General features: G+C 63.7%; 19 protein-coding genes and 2 pseudogenes. 20 read left to right on the top strand and 1 reads right to left on the bottom strand.

The window, feature by feature from the left end; all coding sequences use genetic code 11:
- Window positions 1-19: 19 nt before the first annotated feature.
- The 5 genes from miaB to lnt all read left to right on the top strand — a co-directional run bounded on the left by miaB (window position 20) and on the right by lnt (window position 5,717).
- Complete coding sequence (miaB, locus tag ACEUCR_RS07825; RefSeq protein WP_392443993.1) at window positions 20-1,453, top strand: tRNA (N6-isopentenyl adenosine(37)-C2)-methylthiotransferase MiaB; 1,434 nt, start codon at window positions 20-22, stop codon at window positions 1,451-1,453.
- A 51-nt stretch (window positions 1,454-1,504) separates the two neighbouring features.
- On the top strand, window positions 1,505-2,542 hold the full coding sequence (locus tag ACEUCR_RS07820) for a PhoH family protein (protein ID WP_408789276.1): 1,038 nt from the start codon (window positions 1,505-1,507) through the stop codon (window positions 2,540-2,542).
- Entirely contained in the window at window positions 2,539-3,003 is a 465-nt protein-coding gene (gene ybeY / locus ACEUCR_RS07815) for an rRNA maturation RNase YbeY (protein WP_408789273.1), read from the top strand. Before ACEUCR_RS07820 ends, ybeY begins: the two co-directional genes overlap by 4 nt.
- 101 nt (window positions 3,004-3,104) lie before the next feature.
- Entirely contained in the window at window positions 3,105-3,989 is an 885-nt protein-coding gene (gene corC, locus ACEUCR_RS07810; RefSeq protein ID WP_041992942.1) for a CNNM family magnesium/cobalt transport protein CorC, read from the top strand.
- 198 nt (window positions 3,990-4,187) lie between these two features.
- Window positions 4,188-5,717, top strand: a complete 1,530-nt coding sequence (gene lnt, locus ACEUCR_RS07805) for an apolipoprotein N-acyltransferase (protein WP_041992938.1) — start codon at window positions 4,188-4,190, stop codon at window positions 5,715-5,717.
- A 96-nt stretch (window positions 5,718-5,813) separates the two neighbouring features.
- Here the strand turns inward: lnt and ACEUCR_RS07800 are convergent, their stop codons facing one another.
- Complete coding sequence (locus tag ACEUCR_RS07800) at window positions 5,814-6,296, bottom strand: zinc ribbon-containing protein (RefSeq protein WP_041992936.1); 483 nt, start codon at window positions 6,294-6,296, stop codon at window positions 5,814-5,816.
- A gap of 147 nt (window positions 6,297-6,443) precedes the next feature.
- On the opposite strand from ACEUCR_RS07800, the gene leuS reads away from it, so the two are divergent.
- The 15 genes and pseudogenes from leuS to lipB form a co-directional block, all read left to right on the top strand.
- Window positions 6,444-9,023 carry a leucine--tRNA ligase gene (leuS, locus tag ACEUCR_RS07795; protein WP_408789270.1) on the top strand — a complete coding sequence of 860 codons (2,580 nt, stop codon included), beginning with the start codon at window positions 6,444-6,446 and terminating at the stop codon, window positions 9,021-9,023.
- Between the two features lie 121 nt (window positions 9,024-9,144).
- Window positions 9,145-9,627 carry an LPS-assembly lipoprotein LptE gene (locus tag ACEUCR_RS07790; RefSeq protein WP_408789268.1) on the top strand — a complete coding sequence of 161 codons (483 nt, stop codon included), beginning with the start codon at window positions 9,145-9,147 and terminating at the stop codon, window positions 9,625-9,627.
- 13 nt (window positions 9,628-9,640) lie between these two features.
- Window positions 9,641-9,748 (top strand): annotated as a pseudogene (locus tag ACEUCR_RS07785) (DNA polymerase III subunit delta); the annotation flags it as partial.
- Between the two features lie 35 nt (window positions 9,749-9,783).
- The gene (holA, locus tag ACEUCR_RS07780) at window positions 9,784-10,818 is read left to right on the top strand and encodes a DNA polymerase III subunit delta (protein WP_408789265.1); all 1,035 of its coding nucleotides are present in this window, start codon (window positions 9,784-9,786) and stop codon (window positions 10,816-10,818) included.
- Entirely contained in the window at window positions 10,812-11,510 is a 699-nt protein-coding gene (gene nadD, locus ACEUCR_RS07775; protein ID WP_408747397.1) for a nicotinate-nucleotide adenylyltransferase, read from the top strand. The genes holA and nadD overlap by 7 nt, the downstream gene beginning before the upstream one ends.
- Window positions 11,511-11,567: 57 nt before the next feature.
- A complete protein-coding gene (gene rsfS, locus ACEUCR_RS07770) occupies window positions 11,568-11,903 on the top strand; it encodes a ribosome silencing factor (protein ID WP_041992921.1) in 336 nt (111 codons plus the stop codon).
- 6 nt (window positions 11,904-11,909) lie between these two features.
- Window positions 11,910-12,377, top strand: a complete 468-nt coding sequence (gene rlmH, locus ACEUCR_RS07765; protein ID WP_041992918.1) for a 23S rRNA (pseudouridine(1915)-N(3))-methyltransferase RlmH — start codon at window positions 11,910-11,912, stop codon at window positions 12,375-12,377.
- A gap of 41 nt (window positions 12,378-12,418) precedes the next feature.
- Window positions 12,419-14,335: a penicillin-binding protein 2 gene (gene mrdA / locus ACEUCR_RS07760; protein WP_111874075.1), complete on the top strand. Its 1,917-nt coding sequence runs from the start codon at window positions 12,419-12,421 to the stop codon at window positions 14,333-14,335.
- Window positions 14,328-15,431 (top strand): rod shape-determining protein RodA, encoded by a 1,104-nt coding sequence (gene rodA, locus ACEUCR_RS07755; RefSeq protein WP_041992913.1) that lies wholly within the window; start codon window positions 14,328-14,330, stop codon window positions 15,429-15,431. Before mrdA ends, rodA begins: the two co-directional genes overlap by 8 nt.
- A complete protein-coding gene (locus ACEUCR_RS07750; protein WP_408789262.1) occupies window positions 15,428-15,565 on the top strand; it encodes an FtsW/RodA/SpoVE family cell cycle protein in 138 nt (45 codons plus the stop codon). The genes rodA and ACEUCR_RS07750 overlap by 4 nt, the downstream gene beginning before the upstream one ends.
- Before the next feature lie 2 nt (window positions 15,566-15,567).
- Window positions 15,568-16,572, top strand: coding sequence for a lytic murein transglycosylase B (gene mltB / locus ACEUCR_RS07745; protein WP_408789645.1), 1,005 nt, complete (start codon window positions 15,568-15,570; stop codon window positions 16,570-16,572).
- On the top strand, window positions 16,511-17,437 hold the full coding sequence (locus ACEUCR_RS07740) for a septal ring lytic transglycosylase RlpA family protein (protein ID WP_111874077.1): 927 nt from the start codon (window positions 16,511-16,513) through the stop codon (window positions 17,435-17,437). The genes mltB and ACEUCR_RS07740 overlap by 62 nt, the downstream gene beginning before the upstream one ends.
- Window positions 17,438-17,620: 183 nt before the next feature.
- On the top strand, window positions 17,621-18,823 hold the full coding sequence (locus tag ACEUCR_RS07735; RefSeq protein ID WP_041992908.1) for a D-alanyl-D-alanine carboxypeptidase family protein: 1,203 nt from the start codon (window positions 17,621-17,623) through the stop codon (window positions 18,821-18,823).
- A gap of 265 nt (window positions 18,824-19,088) precedes the next feature.
- Complete coding sequence (ybeD, locus tag ACEUCR_RS07730) at window positions 19,089-19,352, top strand: DUF493 family protein YbeD (RefSeq protein WP_041992905.1); 264 nt, start codon at window positions 19,089-19,091, stop codon at window positions 19,350-19,352.
- Between the two features lie 65 nt (window positions 19,353-19,417).
- Window positions 19,418-20,077 (top strand): annotated as a pseudogene (gene lipB, locus ACEUCR_RS07725) (lipoyl(octanoyl) transferase LipB); the annotation flags it as partial.
- Between the last annotated feature and the right edge of the window lie 74 nt (window positions 20,078-20,151).

The following is a 20,151-nucleotide window of genomic DNA, read 5'->3' as shown; positions in this document are numbered from 1 at the left end:
AAAACAGTCAAGAGTAGCAATGAGCAAGAAACTTCATATTAAAACCTGGGGCTGCCAGATGAACGAGTACGACTCGTCCAAGATGGCCGACCTTCTGGATGCCAGCAACGGCTATCAACTCACCGACGAGCCGGAAGAAGCAGACGTCTTGCTGCTCAACACCTGTTCCATTCGCGAGAAGGCCCAGGAGAAGGTGTTCCACCAGCTCGGTCGCTGGAAGAAGCTCAAGGCTGACAAACCCGGTCTGGTCATCGGGGTGGGGGGCTGCGTCGCCTCCCAGGAGGGGGAGAGCATTCGCAGCCGCGCCCCCTATGTGGACATCGTCTTCGGCCCCCAGACCCTGCATCGCCTGCCCGCCATGATCAAGCAGGTGCAGGAGGGACGCGGTGCCCAGGTGGACGTCGCCTTCCCCGAGATAGAGAAGTTCGACAGCCTGCCGGAGCCCCGTGCCGAAGGGGCCACCGCCTTTGTCTCCATCATGGAAGGCTGCTCCAAATACTGCTCCTTCTGCGTGGTGCCCTACACCCGTGGCGAGGAGGTGAGCCGCCCGCTCGACGACGTGCTCTACGAGATCGCCCAGCTCGCCGAACAGGGGGTGCGCGAGGTCAACCTGCTCGGCCAGAACGTCAACGCCTACCGGGGCCCGACCCATGACGACGGCATCTGCTCCTTCGCGGATCTGCTGCGCCTGGTGGCCGCCATCGACGGCATCGACCGCATTCGCTACACCACCAGCCACCCCATCGAGTTCACCGACGACATCATCGAGGTCTACAAGGACACCCCAGAGGTGGTCAGCTTCCTGCATCTGCCGGTGCAGAGCGGATCGGATCGCATCCTGACCATGATGAAGCGTCCCCACACGGCGCTGGAGTACAAGTCCAAGATCCGCCGCCTGCGCGCCGCCCGTCCCGACATCACCATCAGTTCCGACTTCATCGTCGGCTTCCCCAACGAGACGGACGAGGACTTCGAGGCCACCATGAAGCTCATCGAAGAGGTGAACTTCGACATGAGCTTCAGCTTCATCTACAGCCCGCGCCCCGGCACCCCGGCCGCCGACATGCCAGACGATGTCGACATGGAGGTGAAGAAGGCGCGCCTGGCCAGGTTGCAGCACGTCATCAACAACCAGGCGATGCAGATCAGCCGCGCCATGCTGGGCACCAGCCAGCGCATCCTGGTGGAGGGCCCCTCCAAGCAGGATCCCATGCAGCTGCGCGGTCGCACCGAGAACAACCGAGTGGTCAACTTCGTGGGGCCCCGCTCCCTCATCGGCGGCTTCGCCGACGTGGAGATCACCGAGGTGCTGCCCCACTCGCTGCGCGCCACCCTGCTGCGCGGTGAGGCCGAGATGGATTTGCGGGTCGCCGTCGCGCCCCGGGAGATCCTGGCCCGTCGTCCGGACAACGTGCCCGACGCCCTCGGCGTCGCCGGTTTTACCCCCCATTAAACGCCGGATCGGCGGGGCACCCGCCGATCTCGCTCATGAGACGAGGATCCCTTGACCCGACACATCTCGACCCTGAACCTGCATCTGGAGCCCGCGGACAACCTGCGGCTCGCCAGCCTGTGCGGCCCCTTCGACGACAACCTCAAGCAGCTCGAACGCCGGCTCGGCGTCGAGATCAGCTATCGCAACAACCACTTCCAGCTGCTGGGCAAACAGGCCCAGGTGGATGCGGCTGCCGCCATCCTCAAGCACCTCTATGTGGAGACCCAGGCCCTCAAGGGGGGCAAGGTGAGCGACATCCAGCCCGAGATGGTGCACCTGGCGGTGCAGGAGTCCCGGGTGCTGGAGCAGGATGACGAGGCCCCCGCCCAGGGGGGCGACAAGGCGGTGACGGTCAAGACCAAGCGCGGTCTCATCAAGCCCCGCAGCCCGAACCAGGCGCAGTACATCAGCAACATAGTGCGCCACGACATCAGCTTCGGCATCGGGCCCGCCGGGACCGGCAAGACCTATCTGGCGGTCGCCGCCGCGGTCGATGCCCTGGAGCGCCAGGAGATTCGCCGCATCCTGCTGACCCGCCCCGCGGTGGAAGCCGGGGAGAAGCTCGGCTTCCTGCCCGGGGATCTCTCCCAGAAGGTGGACCCTTACTTGCGCCCCCTCTACGACGCCCTGTTCGAGATGCTGGGCTTCGAGCGGGTGGAGAAGCTGATGGAGCGCAACATCATCGAAGTCGCGCCGCTCGCCTATATGCGCGGCCGCACCCTGAACGATGCCTTCATCATTCTCGACGAGGCCCAGAACACCACCACGGAGCAGATGAAGATGTTCCTGACCCGCATCGGCTTCAACTCCAAGGCGGTGGTGACCGGTGACATCACCCAGGTGGATCTGCCGCGCAACATGCGCTCCGGCCTGCGCCACGCCATCGAGGTGCTGCAGGGGGTCGATGGCCTCTCCTTCAACTTCTTCGAATCCAGGGACGTGGTGCGCCACCCCGTGGTGGCTCGCATCGTCCAGGCCTACGAGGCGTTCGACGCCGAGCAGGCCGCCCGGTCGAACTCTGCCGCCGGCAAGGAGGGCGCAAAATGAGCGTGATCCTGGATCTGCAGCTGGCCTGTGAGCAAGAGACCGGCCTCCCGAGCCAGGCCCAGTTGCAAGCCTGGCTCGACGGCACCCTTCTCGGCTTTCAGCAGGAAGCCGAGGTGACGGTACGCCTGGTGGACGAGGCGGAGAGCCGCGAACTCAACCACACCTATCGTGGCAAGGACAACCCGACCAATGTGCTCTCCTTCCCGTTCGAGGCACCGCCGGGTCTGGAGCTGCCCCTGCTTGGCGATCTCGTCATCTGCCGCCAGGTGGTGGAGCGGGAAGCCGCCGAGCAGAACAAGCCCCTCGAGGCCCACTGGGCCCACATGGTTGTGCATGGCAGTCTGCATCTGCTAGGTTATGACCATATCGAGGATGAGGAAGCCGAGGAGATGGAGGCGCTCGAGCGCGAGATCATGGCCGAGCTCGGCTTTGCGGATCCCTATCTCGACGATGAAGCCTGATCCCTGACCGAGGCATGTCACGGCATTGAAACAGGCCGCCGTCATCCTCATGTAGCAGACACACTAATCCCGCATGTTTAAATGAGTAACCAAGAGAAAAAATGACCGACGATCACCCTAGTACCGGCTCGCCGAAGAAAACCTGGCTCGACAAGCTCAGCCAACTCTTCCAGGGCGAGCCAAAAGACCGCAACGATTTGGTGGATGTGATTGCCGACGCAGAGGAGCGCGATCTCATCGATCAGGACACCAAGGACATGATTGAGGGTGTGCTCGAGATCGCCGATCTACGCGTACGCGACATCATGATCCCCCGCTCCCAGATGGTGACCATAGAGAAATCCCAGTCCGTGGATGAACTCCTGCCGGTCATCATAGAATCGGGTCACTCCCGTTTCCCGGTGATCAACGAAGACAAGGATCATGTGGAGGGCATACTGCTCGCCAAGGATCTGCTGCCGTTCGGTTTTGGTTCCCACCATGCCAGCGAGCCCCTCGCCCTCGAAAACATCCTGCGCCCGACCGTGATCGTGCCCGAGAGCAAGCGGGTCGACCGCCTGCTCAAGGAGTTTCGCGAGGAGCGCTACCACATGGCCATAGTGGTGGACGAGTTTGGCGGCGTCTCGGGTCTGGTGACCATTGAAGACATACTGGAACTCATCGTCGGCGAGATAGATGACGAGTTCGATGACGATGACGACGAGCCGGACGAGATCCGCCGCATCAGCAAGCGGGTCTTCTCGGTCAGCGCCCTGACCGAGATAGAGGACTTCAACGACTTCTTCGGCACCCAGTTCAGCGATGAAGAGGTGGATACCGTGGGTGGCCTGGTGATGCACGCCTTCAGCCATCTGCCGAAAAAGGGCGAGGAGATCGAGCTGGGCGGCTACCTGTTCAAGGTGATGCATGCCGACCGGCGCCGCCTGCAGCAGTTGCAGGTCAAGATCCCGGAGAACCATGTCGCGGCCCAGTCCGAGACCCAGTGATCCCCCCTCGTCGCGCCTCGACATCAGGCCCCGCCACGCGGGGCCTTTTCATTGGATGGCCGTGCTGGAGGTAGGCTAACGGGCCCTTCGGGAGCGGGACAGAGGGCGGCCGTGGCGCACCGGACTCGCCGTTGCCCACCATTACGGGTTAAGATATCCACCAACTCCGTTTTCAGCCCAATTTGAGCCCCATCACCCGTGAAATCGAAACTCCTGACCAGCCTGTGCGCCCTGGCCTGTGGTGCCCTCGCCGTCCTGGCCTTCTCCCCCTTTGGCTACTGGCCCCTGGTGATCCCCTCCCTGCTCGGCCTCTACGCCCTGCTGGACAAGGCGAGCCCGCGCCAGGCCGCCTGGCGCGGCTTCGGCTATGCCATGGGCCTCTTCCTGCCGGGTCAGTGGTGGATCCATGTCAGCATGACGGAGTTTGGCGGCATACCGCTGCCGGCCGCCTTCCTGCTGCTGGCGGGGCTGGCAGCCTATCTCTCCCTCTACCCGACCCTGGCCTGCTGGGTCTTCGCCCGCTACTTCACCGCCCGTCACTGGAGTCGCTGGCTGCTCGCCTTCCCGGCGCTCTGGCTCATCGCCGACTGGCTGCGGGGCACTATCATGACCGGCTATCCCTGGCTCTGGTTTGGTTATACCCAGATAGACGGCCCCCTCAAGGGGTTCGCCCCCATTCTCGGGGTGCAGGGCATCACCCTCGCCCTGCTGCTCACCGCCTCCGCCCTCTGGCTGACCTGGCAGAGCCGCAAGCCGGCCTGGCTGTTGCTGCCCGTCGCCCTGGTGGGCACCGCCCTGGGACTGATGCAGCTTAACTGGGTGACCCGGGGCGAGCCGGTCAAGGTGGCGCTGGTGCAGGGCAATATCGCCCAGTCTCTCAAGTGGAACCCGGAAGCCCTGGTCCCCACCATCCGCACCTATCAGGATCTCAGCCGGGAGCACCAGGATGCCGACCTCATCGTCTGGCCCGAGTCGGCCATTCCGGCCCTCGAGAAGGAGATGGGCAGCTATCTGGAGAGTCTGGACAAGGCGATGAAGGTGAACGATACCGCCCTTCTGGCGGGCATCATCAACTACGATGCCAAGTCCCAGCGTTTCTACAACGTGGTGCTCGGCATGGGGGTGCAGGATGCGGACGGCAAGGCCTCCTATCACTACGAGCACGAGAACCGCTTCAACAAGTACCATCTGCTGCCCATCGGGGAATATGTGCCGTTCGAGGATTGGCTGCGCCCCATCGCCCCCTTCTTCAATCTGCCCATGTCCTCCTTCAGCCCGGGGGATGCGGTGCAGCCGAACCTGATCGCCAAGGGACTCAAGCTGGCGGCCGCCATCTGCTACGAGATCATCTTCCCCGAGGAGCTGCGCCGCAACGTCCAGCCGGATACCGACTTCCTGCTGACCGTCTCCAACGACGCCTGGTTCGGCACCAGTATCGGCCCCTGGCAGCACATGGAGATCGCCCGCATGCGTGCCCTCGAGCTGGCCCGCCCCCTGCTACGTGCCACCAACAACGGCATCACCATCACCACGGAAATCGATGGCAGCATCACGGGCCAGATCCCCCAGTTCGAGGCAGGAGTGCTGCGCACCGAGGTGCGTCCCGCCCACGGCCAGACCCCCTACCTGCGCTTTGGCAGCTGGCCGCTCTACGGTTTCTGCGCCCTGGGGCTGCTGCTGGCGCTGGTGCTGCGCCCCCGCGCCCACCCCTGGGCCCGCGAGCTGTAAGCGGCCTGGTTCGGCCAAGGCTGACCCGTCAATGAAAAGAGGCGCCCAATGGGGCGCCTCTTGCCATTCCGCCAGCCAATGATATCCGGGGCGGGCTCAGGGCGAGAGCGGCTCCCTGTGATACTCGCTGGCGCCGCACTCCGGGCAGGTGCCCAGCTGCTCCGGTTTCAATACCGTATGACGCCAGCCGCACTGATCGCACACCATGACTCCCAACCCCACCCAGTCGCCGGCCTGATAGAGCCCCTTGTGCTCCAGCTCGTCCGCCAGCTCCTGCCACTCCACCTGGGAGCGGTCGGTCACGTCCGCCAGCCAGGACCACACTGTATCCTTCAACGCCAGCATAAAGGCGGACTCGGGTACCTCGGCGCGACTCTCGTCATAGTTGCCCAGATCCCGCTTCACGTATTCGGCGATGAGGGCCAGCTCGTCCTGGGTCAGATCCCCGGCCGCCTCCAGATAGGCCTGCACCTTGGCGATCATCTTGTTGAGACGCTCTCCCTGAAAGGCCTCCGTCTCCTCCCACTGCTTTCTGAGCTGGGCGATGAAGGCCTCATAACCTTTTCGGCGCTTGTCCATGGCGTAACTCCTCTCTCAATGACGGATGGGTGCTCTGCCTCGGGCGACCCGGGACGCTGACGGTTGTTGCCGCCGCAGGATATGGGTATTCTATTGCGATTTCCCAGCCGATTTATCTATCCATTTCACAGATCCGGATGTCACCAAATGCAAGAGCAATACGTTCCCCAATCCATTGAACCAGCAGTGCAACAGCACTGGGACGCCAAGAAAACCTTCAAGGCAGTGGAGAAAGTAGATAAAGAGAAATTCTACTGTCTCTCCATGTTCCCCTACCCGTCTGGTCGTCTACACATGGGGCACGTGCGTAACTACACCATAGGTGATGTGATCTCCCGTTATCAACGGCTCAATGGCAAGAACGTGCTGCAACCCATAGGCTGGGATGCCTTCGGTCTGCCCGCCGAGAACGCCGCGGTCAAGAACAAGACGGCGCCGGCTCCCTGGACCTATGAAAACATCGAATACATGAAGAAACAGCTCAAGATGCTGGGGCTGGGTTATGACTGGGACAGAGAGCTGGCGACCTGCAAGCCGGATTACTACCGCTGGGAGCAGTGGTTCTTCACCAAGCTCTACGAGAAGGGCCTGGTCTACAAGAAGACCTCTTCCGTCAACTGGTGCCCGAACGACATGACGGTGCTGGCCAACGAGCAGGTGGTGGACAACTGCTGCTGGCGCTGCGACACCCCGGTGGAGCAAAAAGAGATCCCCCAGTGGTTCATCAAGATCACCGACTACGCCGAAGAATTGTTGAACGACATCGACAATCTGGAAGGCTGGCCCGAGATGGTCAAGACCATGCAGCGCAACTGGATTGGCCGCTCCGAAGGGGTCAACATCAGCTTTGCCATTGAGGGTCAGGACGAGCACCTGGAGGTCTACACCACCCGTCCGGACACCTTCATGGGTGTGACCTATGTGGGCATCGCCGCCGGTCACCCGCTGGCCGCCCAGGCTGCCGAAAGCAATCCGGAACTGGCCGCCTTCATCGAAGAGTGCAAGCACACCAAGGTGGCCGAGGCAGACATGGCCACCATGGAGAAGAAGGGCATGGCCACCGGCCTGTATGCCATTCATCCCCTGGATGGCCGCAAGGTGCCGGTCTGGGTCGCCAACTTCGTGCTGATGAACTACGGCACCGGCGCCGTGATGGCGGTACCGGGTCACGACCAGCGCGACTTTGAATTCGCCACCAAGTATGGCCTCGAGATCAAGGCCGTCATCAAGCAGGCCGACGGGGAAGCGCCGAACGTGAGCGACGCCGCCTACACGGAGAAGGGCGCGCTGTTCAACTCCGGCGAATTCGACGGTCTCGACTTCCAGGGTGCCTTCGATGCCATCGCCAGCAAGCTGGAAGGCCTCGGTCACGGCAAGCGCACCGTCAACTACCGCCTGCGCGACTGGGGGGTTTCCCGTCAGCGCTACTGGGGTGCCCCCATCCCCATGCTGACCCTGGCGGACGGCACAGTGGTGCCGACCCCGGAAGATCAGCTGCCGGTGCTGCTGCCCGAAGACGTGGTGATGGACGGCATCCAGAGCCCCATCAAGGCCGACGCCGAATGGGCCAAGACCACTTACAACGGCCAGGACGCGTTCCGCGAGACCGATACCTTCGACACCTTCATGGAGTCCTCCTGGTACTACGCCCGCTACTGCTCCCCGGACTACGACAAGGGCATGCTGGATCCCGCGGCCGCCAACCACTGGCTGCCGGTGGATCAGTACATAGGCGGCATAGAGCACGCCTGTATGCACCTGCTCTACGCCCGCTTCTTCCACAAGCTGCTCCGTGACGCGGGCCTGGTCAACAGCGACGAGCCGTTCAAGCGCCTGCTCTGCCAGGGCATGGTGCTGGCCGACGCCTTCTACTACAAGGACGAGAAGGGCGGCAACGTCTGGGTCAGTCCGACCGAGGTCAAGGTGGAGCGCGACGACAAGGGCCGCATCACCAAGGCGGTGGATCTGGAAGGGCGCGAGGTGATCCACTCCGGCATGACCAAGATGTCCAAGTCCAAGAACAACGGCATCGATCCCCAGCTGATGGTGGAGCGTTACGGCGCCGACACCGTCCGTCTGTTCATGATGTTCGCCTCCCCGGCCGACATGACCCTGGAGTGGTCCGATTCCGGCGTGGAGGGCGCCCAGCGCTTCCTGCGTCGCCTGTGGCGCATCACCTTCGAGCACGTTGCCGGGGGTGCCGTCGCCCCGCTGGATCTGGCCGCCTTGACCGGCGAACAGAAAGCGGTGCGCCGCGAGCTGCACAAGACCATCGCCAAGGTGAGCGATGACGTGGGTCGCCGCCAGACCTTCAACACCGCCATCGCCGCCATCATGGAGCTGATGAACAACCTGGCCAAACTGGGCTCAGACGCCCAGGATCGCGCCCTGATGCAGGAAGCGCTGGAAGCCGTCGTGGTCATGCTCTACCCCATCACCCCGCACATCGGCTTCGAGCTGTGGAAGATGCTGGGCAAGGAAGGGGACATAGACGTGACCGGCTGGCCGGTGGCCGACGAGGCCGCCATGGTCGAGACCGAGAAACTGGTGGTGGTGCAGATCAACGGCAAGATGCGCGGCAAACTCACCGTCCCGGCCGACATCAGCCAGGCCGATGTCGAGCAGCTGGCCATGAACGATGCCTCGGTGCAGAAGTTCACCGACGGCCTGACCGTGCGCAAGGTGATCTATGTGCCGGGGAAATTGCTCAACATAGTAGCCAACTGATCCGGGCCGGTTTGATAGCCATCGCCCTGGTGCCCGGCCTGCGGCCGCGCACCTTCATATAATCGAAGGAGGCGGCGCGCCCATGCGCGTCGCCTCCTTCTTGAATCAGAGAGGACATGCCATGGGTTCGCCCCTCATTCGCCGAGTCACCATACTGGTGACAGCCCTGCTGCTTTCGGCCTGCGGTTTCCAGCTCCGTAGCCAGGCCATCCCCCCCGAGCTGATGACCATGAAGGTGGTCGGTGACACCAAGAGCGATCTCTATCGCCAGGTCACCACCCGCCTCAAGGCCTCGGGAGTGAACCTGACGGACAAGGAAGGCATCCCCGTGCTGACCCTGGGTGGGGTCAGCAACAGCAGTCAGGTCGCCTCGGTTGACGCCCTCGGCCAGGACAAGGAGTACGTGCTCGGCTACAGCACCAGCTTCACCGTCTCCATGCCGGGCCAGCCGACCCAGATCTTCCCCATCACCTTCAACCGCAGCTTCCTGAACAAGCCGGATGCGGCCCTGGCCTCCTCCCGCGAGCAGGAACAGCTTGGCAAGGAGATGCAGGAGCAGGCAGCGAGCCTCATCATCCGGCAGCTGAGCCAGGTCAAGTTCTGATGGGAGCCGCGTGATGGGCATCCATCCAAAACCCTCTGCGGATCACCTCAAGGCAGGGCTCAGGCCCTGCTATCTCGTCTTTGGCGACGAGCCGCTGCTCGAGAAAGAGCGGGCCATCGACCTTGCGTTCTCCTCCCTCAACCAGGCCGGGTGCTGATGCGGATCTACCCTGAACAATTCGCGGACCACCTCAAGGCGGGGCTCAGGCCCTGCTATCTGGTCTTTGGCGACGAGCCGCTGCTCAAACAGGAAGCCATCGACGTCATCCGTCAGGTCGCCCGCAAGCAGGGGTTCGATGAGCGCCACAGTTTCGTGGTCGAGCCCGGTCTGGACTGGAATCAGGTCTACGACGCCTGCCAGGCCCTGAGCCTGTTCTCGACGCGCCAGCTCATCGAGCTGGAGCTGCCGGCCAAGCTCGACAAGGATATCGCCGCCCGCATCACAGAGATCGGCAAGCAGCTTCATCCCGATCTGCTGCTGGTACTCTCTGGGGGACGACTAAACCAGACCCAGATGAAAAGCGCCTGGTTTGACAAGCTCTACCAGATTGGCACCCATGTGCCGGTCAATCACCCCGAGCCGCGCTTCTTCCCGCGCTGGATGGGGGCCCGGTTCCAGCGCTTTGGCCTCAAGGCGATGCCGGATGCGGTCAACTTCATGTGCCATGCCTACGAGGGCAACCTGCTGGCGGCGAGTCAGGAGATAGAGAAGCTGACCCTGCTCTCGCCGCCCCAACCGATCACGGTTGCCTACCTGCAGGAGACCATCATACGCCACGCCCACTTCACCCCTTTCCAGCTCATCGACTGCCTGCTGGAAGGCAAGGTGAACCGGGCCCAGCGCATCCTGCTGGCGCTGCGGGCCGAGGGCACCGAGCCCGGCATGCTGGCCTGGACCCTGTGCCGGGAGCTGGAACAGCTCACCGAGCTGTCGCTGGCCATGCGCGCTGGCCAGCCCCTGGGGGAGCACTTCAGCCGGCTGCGCATCTGGCAGAGCCGCCAGCAGCTGATCCAGCAGGCCCTGATCCGCTTGCCGTTCGCCAAGCTGCAGCAGCTGTGGCAGCTGATGACCCGCCTCGATGACGCCCAGCGCCGCTTCGATACCGAGCAGGCCTGGCTGATGTTGCAGACCATGGCCCTGGGGTTTCGCGATGGCACCCTGCTGCCTCTGCCCGAGACCAGTCCATGCTGAAGCCACCCGTCGGTATTCTCGGAGGCACCTTCGATCCTGTCCACATAGGTCACCTGAGACCGGCCATCGAGGCCCGCGACGCCCTGGGACTGGCCGAGATCAGGCTGATCCCGAACCATATCCCGCCCCATCGCGCCAATCCGCTCTGCTCGAGCGAGCAGCGCCTGGCCATGGTCAGACTGGCGGCGGCAGAGAACCCGGGGTTCGTGGTAGATGAGCGGGAATTGAAGCGGGACAAGCCCTCCTGGACCATAGACACGCTCATCGAGCTGAGGGGCGAGCTGCCGGACACTCCGCTCTGCTTTCTGATGGGGATGGACTCATTGCTCACGCTGCCGAGCTGGCATCGCTGGCAAGAGCTGCTCGATTACGCCCACTTGGTGGTGAGCCTGCGCCCGGGCTGGCAACCGGACTACCCGGCCGACATAGCCGGGCTGCTGGCACGCCACGGCACCCGCCGGGCCGAAGATCTGCACCTCAAGCTGAGCGGTCACATCTGGCTGGCGGACAACCTGCCCATTGCGCTCTCCGCGACCCGGCTGCGGGATTTGCTGGCCCGGGGCCAGGATACCCGCTACCTGTTGCCAGCCTGTGTCGCGCACTATATTGAGCAAGAGGGGCTCTACCGCACTGTGGCGGAAAACCCCCAGGCAGGCCCCGCCCAGCCGGGTGGGAAACCAGGCCACCCATGATATAATCCGCCGCCCCACGCCTGCGCGAGCCGCGGCGGATCCAGAGGAGAAACACTATTGCAAGGCCAAGAACTGCACGCTTTCATCATCGACAAGATCGATGACATGAAGGGCCGCGACATCGTCACCCTGGATGTGCGCGGTCAATCCAGCATCACGGACACCCTGATCATCTGCTCCGGCAACTCCAGCCGCCATGTCTGCGCCATCGCCCACAACCTGGCGAGCGAGGCCCGTCATGCCAAGCTCGACCTGCTCAGTGTCGAAGGACAGCAGACCGGCGAGTGGGTGCTGGTGGATCTCGGCTCCGTTATAGTGCATGTGATGCAGGACGAGTTTCGCGACTTCTATCAACTGGAAAAACTCTGGGGCAATGCTCCGGTACAAGCCTGATCCCCCATGAAGATTCAGTTGATTGCCGTGGGCACCAAGATGCCCGCCTGGGTCGAGCACGGCTTCCAGGAGTACCGTCGCCGTTTCCCGAAAGACATGCCGTTCGAACTGGTGGAGATAAGCGCCGGAAAACGCGGTAAAAACGCCGATATCCCCCGCATCCTGCAAAAGGAAGGGGAAGCCATGCTGGCGGCCGCCGGTCGCGCCCGCCTCGTCACCCTGGACATTCCCGGCAAGCCCTGGACCACGGAGCAGCTGGCCGGCCAGCTGGAAGCCTGGAAGCTGGATGGCCGCGACGTGGCCTTGCTGGTGGGCGGGCCCGAGGGCCTGTCTCCCGAGTGCAAGGCCGCCGCCGAACAGAGCTGGTCCCTCTCGCCCCTCACCCTGCCCCATCCCCTGGTGCGGGTGCTGGTGGCCGAGAGTCTCTACCGGGCCTGGAGCATCACCACCAACCACCCCTATCACAGGGAATAGCGCCTTATGCCTTCGCTCTCCCCGACTCCCGAGGCCTCCCCATGCTGAAACAGCGCATCGAGATGCGCGATCACAGCGCAGAGGGCAACCTCTTCTTTCGTCGCACCCTGGTCGCCTATCTGGGCATGCTTGCCCTGATGCTGGTGCTGCTCGGCAACCTCTACTATCTGCAGGTTGAATCGTTCGACACCTATCAGACCCGCTCCAACGACAACCGGATCCGCGTCGTGCCGGTGGCGCCCCCCCGGGGCCTCATCTATGACGCCAACGGGGTGCTGCTGGCGGAGAACCGTCCTGTCTACAGCCTGGAAATCGTGCCGGAGGAGGCGGGGGACATCGACAAGATGGCCGACGATCTGATCGCCCTGCTGGGCCTGCCGGAGGGAACCAAGGAGAAATTTCTGGCCGAGGTCAAACGCCAGCGCCGCTTCAAGCCGGTCTCCCTCTACGAGAAGCTGACCGAGAAACAGGTGGCGCTCTTCTCCGTCGACCAGCACAACTACCCGGGAGCCAGCATAGAGGCCTATCTCAAGCGCTATTACCCGTTTGGTGACACCCTCACCCATGCCCTAGGCTATGTGGCCAAGATCAACACCCGGGACGTGGAGCGCCTGGAGAAGGAGGAGAAGCTCGCCAACTATGCCGCCACCAAGGACATCGGCAAGCAGGGGGTGGAGAAGTTCTACGAGGATGAGCTGCACGGCGTGGCCGGCTACCAGGAGGTCGAGGTCAACAACCGCGGCCGGGTGGTGCGCACCCTCAAGTTCCAGCCGCCCCAGCCCGGCAAGGACATCTACCTCAACATCGACATCCGCCTGCAGCTCAAGGCCCAGCAGCTGCTGGACGGTCGCCGGGGCGCCATCGTCATGATGGATCCCAAGACGGGCGCCATCCTGGCCATGGAGTCGAGCCCGAGTTACGACCCCAACCTGTTCGTGACCGGCATCTCCACCGCCAACTATTCCGGCCTGCTCAACGATCCGGCTCGCCCCCTGGTGAACCGCACCACCCAGGGCATCTATGCCCCCGCCTCCACCGTCAAGCCCCTGCTCTCGGTGATGGGACTCAACGAGGGGGCCATCACCCCCCAGTACCGCTACTTCGGCGGGCCCAGCTTCTCCATCCCGGGCACCACCAAGAAGTTCCGTGACTGGCGACGCTGGGGCCATGGCTGGCTCGATGTCTATCGCGCCATCGAGGTGTCGGCGGATACCTATTTCTACGATCTCGCCTACCGGGTCGGCATCGACAAGATCCACGAATACATGACCCAGTTCGGCTTTGGCCGCTACAGCGGGGTCGATCTGTATGAAGAGACCAAGGGGGTCATGCCCTCCCGGGACTGGAAGATGGCCCGCTGGCGCCAACCCTGGTATCAGGGGGACACCATCTCGGTCGGCATCGGCCAGGGTTACTGGAGTTCCACCCCGATCCAGCTCGCCAAGGCCATCAGCATTCTCACCCAGAATGGCCATGACGTGACGCCCCATCTGCTCAAGAGCACCGTCTCCCTCGACGGCACTGTGCCTGCCCCCATCAACCCGAACGTGGCGCTCAAGGTCAAGCATGACAGCTACTGGCAGGTGGGACGGGATGGCATGTGGCGCGTCATCAACGGCCACGAGGGCACGGGTCGGCGCGCCTTTGCCAACACCCCCTATGTGGCGGCGGGCAAGTCGGGCACGGCCCAGGTGGTCGGTCTCAAGGAGAACCAGGTCTACAACGCGGCCACCACCAAGGTGGAGCACAGGGACAATGCCCTGTTCGTCGCCTTCGCGCCGTTCGACGCCCCCAAGGCCGTGGTCGCCCTGGTGCTGGAGAACGCAGGTGGCGGCAGCGCCATGGCGGCCCCCGTCGCCCGCCATATGCTGGATGCCTATCTGCTGCCGCCAGAGCCCCAGCTGCCCCCGGCACCGGCCAAGAAGCCCCAATCCGAAGAGGTTGCCTCTCATGAGTAACTCCGCTCGCCAGCAAAGCATCTGGTACCGGCTGCACATCGACCTGCCCCTGCTCATCGGCCTGCTCTGCCTGATGGCGCTCTCCATGGTGGTGCTCTACTCCGCCTCGGGCCAGGATCTGGAATCCATCGTGCGCCAGCTGGTGCGCGGCGGCCTCGCCTTCGTGCTGATGCTGGCCCTGGCCCAGCTGCCCCCGACCCTCTATGCCCGCTGGGCCATCCCCGTGTTCGTGGTGGTGGTCCTGATGCTGATCGCGGTGGACGTGTTCGGCCACATCGGCAAGGGGGCCCAGCGCTGGCTGGACCTTGGTTTCATGAAGTTCCAGCCCTCCGAGGTGATGAAGGTCTCCATGCCCATCATGGTGGCCACCTGGCTCAGCCGGCACTCCCTGCCCCCCAAGCTCAGTCATGTGGTGATCGCCCTTGTCATGGTGCTGCTGCCTACCCTGCTGATCGCGGCCCAGCCCGATCTGGGCACCTCCATCCTGGTGGCGGCCTCCGGCTTCTTCGTCATCTTCCTGGCGGGGATCAGCTGGTGGCTCATCGGCCTGGCGGTGATGCTGCTCGCCGCCTTCCTGCCCCTGCTCTGGTTCTTCCTGATGCACGACTATCAGCGCCAGCGGGTGCTGATGCTGATCGACCCGGAGAAGGACCCGCTCGGCCGTGGCTACCACATCATCCAGTCCAAGATAGCGATAGGCTCAGGCGGCGTGTTCGGCAAGGGGTGGCTGCAGGGGACCCAGTCCCAGCTGGAGTTTTTGCCAGAGCGCCACACCGACTTCATCTTCGCCGTGTTCAGCGAGGAGTTCGGTCTGGTGGGTGTGGCCTTGCTGCTCGCCCTCTACCTCTACATCATCAGCCGCTGCCTCTACATCTCGATGCAGGCCCAGAGCAGCTTCGAGCGCCTGCTCGGCGGCGCCCTGACCCTCACCTTCTTCGTCTATGTGTTCGTCAACATGGGCATGGTGAGCGGCATACTCCCGGTGGTGGGCGTGCCCCTGCCCCTGGTGAGCTACGGCGGCACCTCCATGGTGACCCTGATGGCGGGCTTCGGCATCCTGATGTCCATTCAGACCCACAGAAGGCTACTGGCATGATGAGGCGGATATATTCTGCCGGTGGTGGGAGGCCCCTGCCCCTGGTGAGCTACGGCGGCACCTCCATGGTGACCCTGATGGTGGGCTTCGGCATCCTGATGTCCATTCAGACCCACAGAAGGCTACTGGCCTGATGATGCGCCTCGCTCCCGCCCTGCTGCTGGCGGTCTGGCTGCCGGCCGCAGGGGCCGCCGCCGGGCCGGATGAGCAGGCCCTGGCCCGTCTCGCCGAGCGTCAGGCCGTGCCCCTGGCCGAGCTGGAGGCCGCCGTGGGATCGGCCCGGCTCAATCCCGAGGTGCTGGCCCTGATGCGCCGCCCCTGGGAAGCCAAGCCCTGGTACCAATACCGGCCCCTGTTCGTCACAGCGCAACGCATTCAGGCCGGGGTACGCTTCTGGCAGGAGAACAGCGAACTGCTGACCCGGGCGGAGCAGACCTACCGGGTGCCCGCCGCCCTCATCACCGCCATCCTGGGTGTGGAGACCGCCTACGGCAAGCAGATGGGGCGCCACGACGTGCTCGGCAGCCTCTATACCCTGGGGTTTCACTACCCGGAGCGGGCCGATTTCTTTGCCAAGGAGTTTGCCCAGCTGGTGCTGCTCGCCAGGGAGGAGCAGCTGCCCCTCACCGCGCTCAAGGGCTCCTACGCCGGCGCCATGGGCATGGGCCAGTTCATGCCCTCCAGCTATCGCCACTACGCCGTGGATTTCGACGGTGACGGCAGGCGGGACTTGTTTGCCAGCCGGGCCGATGCCATCGGCAGCGTGGCCAACTACTTCGCCGAGCATGGCTGGCGCTGGCGCGACCCCGTGGTCGAGCCGGCCGAGGCCAGTGCGCCTGTGGCCGAGGCCCTCATTGGCCAGGCCCCTGAGCCCAGCCTGCGCTGGCAGACCCTGTCCGAGGCCGGGCTGCGTCTGGCCACTCCTCCCGCGGACGATACCCTGGTGCGGCTGCTGGCCCTCGAGGAGGTCGACGGCCCCCGCTACTGGGTCGCCCGCCACAACTTTTACGTGATCAATCGCTACAACCGCAGCCCTTTGTACGGCATGGCGGTACACCAACTCAGTCAAGCCATCCAGGATGCCTATGCAGCACAACAGACTCCTCCCCCTCAGCCTGGCCTTGTTCCTGGCCGCCTGTAGCAGCCAGCCGGATGCCCCGGCACCGGCACCTCTCCCCGAACCGGTCGAAGTGGAGAAGGCGCCCGTCATCGAGTTTCCCCAGGCCACGGGGGCCATCCCCCGTCCCGAACCCCTGAGCGCCAGCGGCAACCGGGACTACTGGATTGGCAAGCAGAAGTACCAGGTGTGGCGCGACATCAAGCACTACAGCGAAGAGGGCAGCGCCAGCTGGCTCGACAAGGGGCTGGACGGCAACAAGACCGCCAATGGCGACACCATGGACAGCACCCTCTTCACGGCCGCCCATCGCAACCTGCCGCTGCCGAGCTATGTGCGTGTCACCAACCTAGACAACGGCCGCGAGACCATAGTGAGAGTCAACGATCGGGGGCCCTTCACCGCGTCCCGGCTCATCGATCTCTCCCATGCCGCGGCCCATCAGCTTGGCATGGTCGAGCAGGGTGAGGCGCGGGTCAGGCTGGATCTCATCACAGACACCCCGGATCAGCAGATTGAACGGGTGGCGGATATTCCCATGACGGACACCCGCCCCGGCCAGGAGACAGGCACAGCCGCCCCCGCCAAGGCGGTCCCCCTGGCCGCGGCCATACCGGCCACCGCTTCCTCCCCCCAGGCAGATGCAGCCCCGGCTGTCTCCTCCCAGGCTGGCGGCGGCAAACGGATGCAGGTGCTCGCCAGCGGATCCAGGGAGCGGGCCCAGGCCCTGGCCAAGCAGCTCGGCAGCCAGTACGGCGTGCCCCATGAGATCCAGGCCGTCGGCCAGATCTACCGGGTGCTGCTCGGCCCCATCCCGGCGGCAAAGCAGGGGGCGCTGCTGCAACAGGTGCGCAGTGAAGGGTTCGAGCAGGCCTTCTTCCTCCCCTGAGCCCCTGCTTTTCACCACGACAGGTGGCGCGCCTGATTACGACGCGCCACCGGTCAGTGAGTGTTAAAAAATGCCCATCGATCGCCATGCCGGGCTATGACCAGAGCCCTCTTCTGGTATAGTGAGCCCCGCATTTTCATTTACCAGGGGTCACCCCCAACCAGGCTCGCAGGAATTTTCACGATGTCCAAATTTGCCCATTCAGTCATCCTCGCCGCCCTGATCAGCGCGACCGCCCAGGCCAATACTCCGACGCGGGATCCGCTGCCCACCCCCAACAGCATGCCGGTCGTCGTCCCCGCCGCGCCGACCATCTCGGCCAAGGCCCATATTCTGATCGACTACGCCAGCGGCCAGGTGCTGGCCGAGGAGAACGCCGAGGAGCGGCTGCCCCCCGCCAGTCTGACCAAGATGATGACCTCCTACATCATCGGCCAGGAGCTGGCCAAGGGGAACATCAAGCGCACCGACATGGTGACCATCAGCCAGAACGCCTGGTCCAAGAACTACTCCGACTCCTCCAAGATGTTCATCGAGGTGGGCAAGCAGGTCTCGGTCGATGATCTGAACAAGGGCATCATCATCCAGTCCGGCAACGACGCCTGCGTCGCCATGGCCGAATTCCTGGCGGGCAGCACCGACTCCTTCGCCAGCCTGATGAACACCTGGGCCGCCAAGCTGGGCATGAATGACAGCCACTTCATGAACCCCCATGGCCTGGATGCCGAGGGTCACTACAGTACCGCCCACGACATGGCGCGCCTGGGCCAGGCCCTGATCCGCGACCTGCCGGAGGAGTACAAGATCTACGCCCAGAAGTCCTTCGTCTTCAACGGCATCACCCAGCACAACCGCAACCGCCTGCTGTGGGATCAATCCCTGCAAGTGGATGGCATCAAGACCGGCCATGTCAGCCAGGTCGGCTACAACCTGGTCTCCTCCGCCACCAACAACGAGGGGATGCGTCTGATCGCCGTGGTGTTCGGTGCCACCAGCGAGGCTTCCCGCGCCGCCGAGAGCAAGAAGCTGCTCACCTACGGTTTCCGCTTCTTCCAGAGTGCCACCCCCTACAAGGCAGGCACCGAACTGGTGAGCCAGAAGATCTGGATGGGTGACAAGCCCGAGGTCAAGCTCGGTGTGGATCAGGATGTCTCCGTCCTGGTGACCCGTGGCCAGGCCAGCAACCTCAAGGCCGACTTCCAGCTCGACAGCGAGCTGAAGGCCCCGCTGGCCAAGGGACAGCGCGTCGGCACCGTCTTCCTCAAGCAGGGGGACAAGGAGATCAAGCAGGTTCCCCTGGTTGCCCTGGAAGAGGTGCAAGAGGGTGGCCTGATGAGCCGTCTGTGGGACTATGTGGTACTGCTGGTCACCAGCTGGTTCAAGTGATCTCAGGGTAAAATCTTGTCAAGCAACGGCGCCATCGGGCGCCGTTGCTGTCTTGATGGAGCCTGGCAGCGAATAACCCTGCAATCTGCAGGTTCCGCCGACCCGGGATTTGTGGTAAAAAGCAGCACTTCCACGTCTTGTCGCACGATACCGGGTCTTGATCCCGGTGTGGGCCATGCCCATATAGACTTGTACTGGCGGCCCCCTGGGCCAATGGCAACGAGCCACATGAGAGAGTCATCCCGGATGACGAAAAGGTGAGTCAATGAATACCAAGTTTGATGAACTGCTGGAATTCCCCTGCAAGTTCCCCTTCAAGGTACTGGGTGTGGCCGATCCCGCCCTGCCGGATCTGGTGGTCGAAGTGTTGCAGCAGCACGCCCCCGGCACCTACAGCCCCACGGTACAACCCAGTTCAAAGGGCAACTACCACTCGGTACGAGTGACGGTCACCGCCCAGAGCAAGGAACATATCGAAGCCATGTATGCCGCCCTCGGCAACATATCCCTGGTTCGCTACGTTCTGTGATCACACCCGCGTCGCCCCGTCCAAGGGGCGACGGCCTGTTTGTCCGCCCAGCCCATGAGGAAGCCATGTCCACCCCAGCACAACGCCATCTGCTGACAAGAGACCTGGGTCGCCGCCCCTATCAGGCCGTATGGGACGCCATGAAGGCGTTTACCGACGCGCGCGGCGAAGAGACCCCGGACGAGTTCTGGCTGGTGGAGCACGATCCCGTCTACACCCAGGGCCAGGCCGGCAAGGCCGAGCACCTGCTCGCCCCCGGCGACATCCCTGTGGTGCAAAGTGATCGCGGCGGCCAGGTGACCTATCACGGCCCCGGCCAGCTGGTACTCTATGTGCTGGTGGACGTGCGCCGCAGCAAGCTGTCGGTGCGCGAGCTGGTCACCTGCCTGGAAACCGCCATCATCCAGGTGCTCGCCAGGAGCGACATCCAGGCCTATGCCAAGGCGGACGCCCCCGGCGTCTACGTGCGAGACGGGCTCGGCCTAGAAGCCAAGATAGCCTCCCTGGGCCTGCGCATTCGCCGTGGCTGCTCCTTCCATGGACTGGCCCTCAACGTCAACATGGACATGAGCCCCTTCCTGCGGATCAATCCCTGCGGCTATGCGGGCATGGCCATGACCCAGACCAGTGCCCTGGGGGGCCCCTTGAGCGTGCCCGAGGCGGCCCGGCCCCTGATGGCCGAGCTGGCCAGCCTCATCGGTTACCAGACCATCACCCATGTCGAGCAAGGCGCCATGCCATGGCACGATGCGAATCTCAAGATGCCCTCTGCGGACATCAATCAGACAGTAACAAACAC

Origin of the sequence: Aeromonas bivalvium (assembly GCF_046078285.1) — a bacterium.
GTDB classification, from domain to species: domain Bacteria; phylum Pseudomonadota; class Gammaproteobacteria; order Enterobacterales; family Aeromonadaceae; genus Aeromonas; species Aeromonas bivalvium.
Note: the sequence above shows the minus strand (reverse complement) of the source record. Positions and strands in the feature narration are given on the sequence as shown.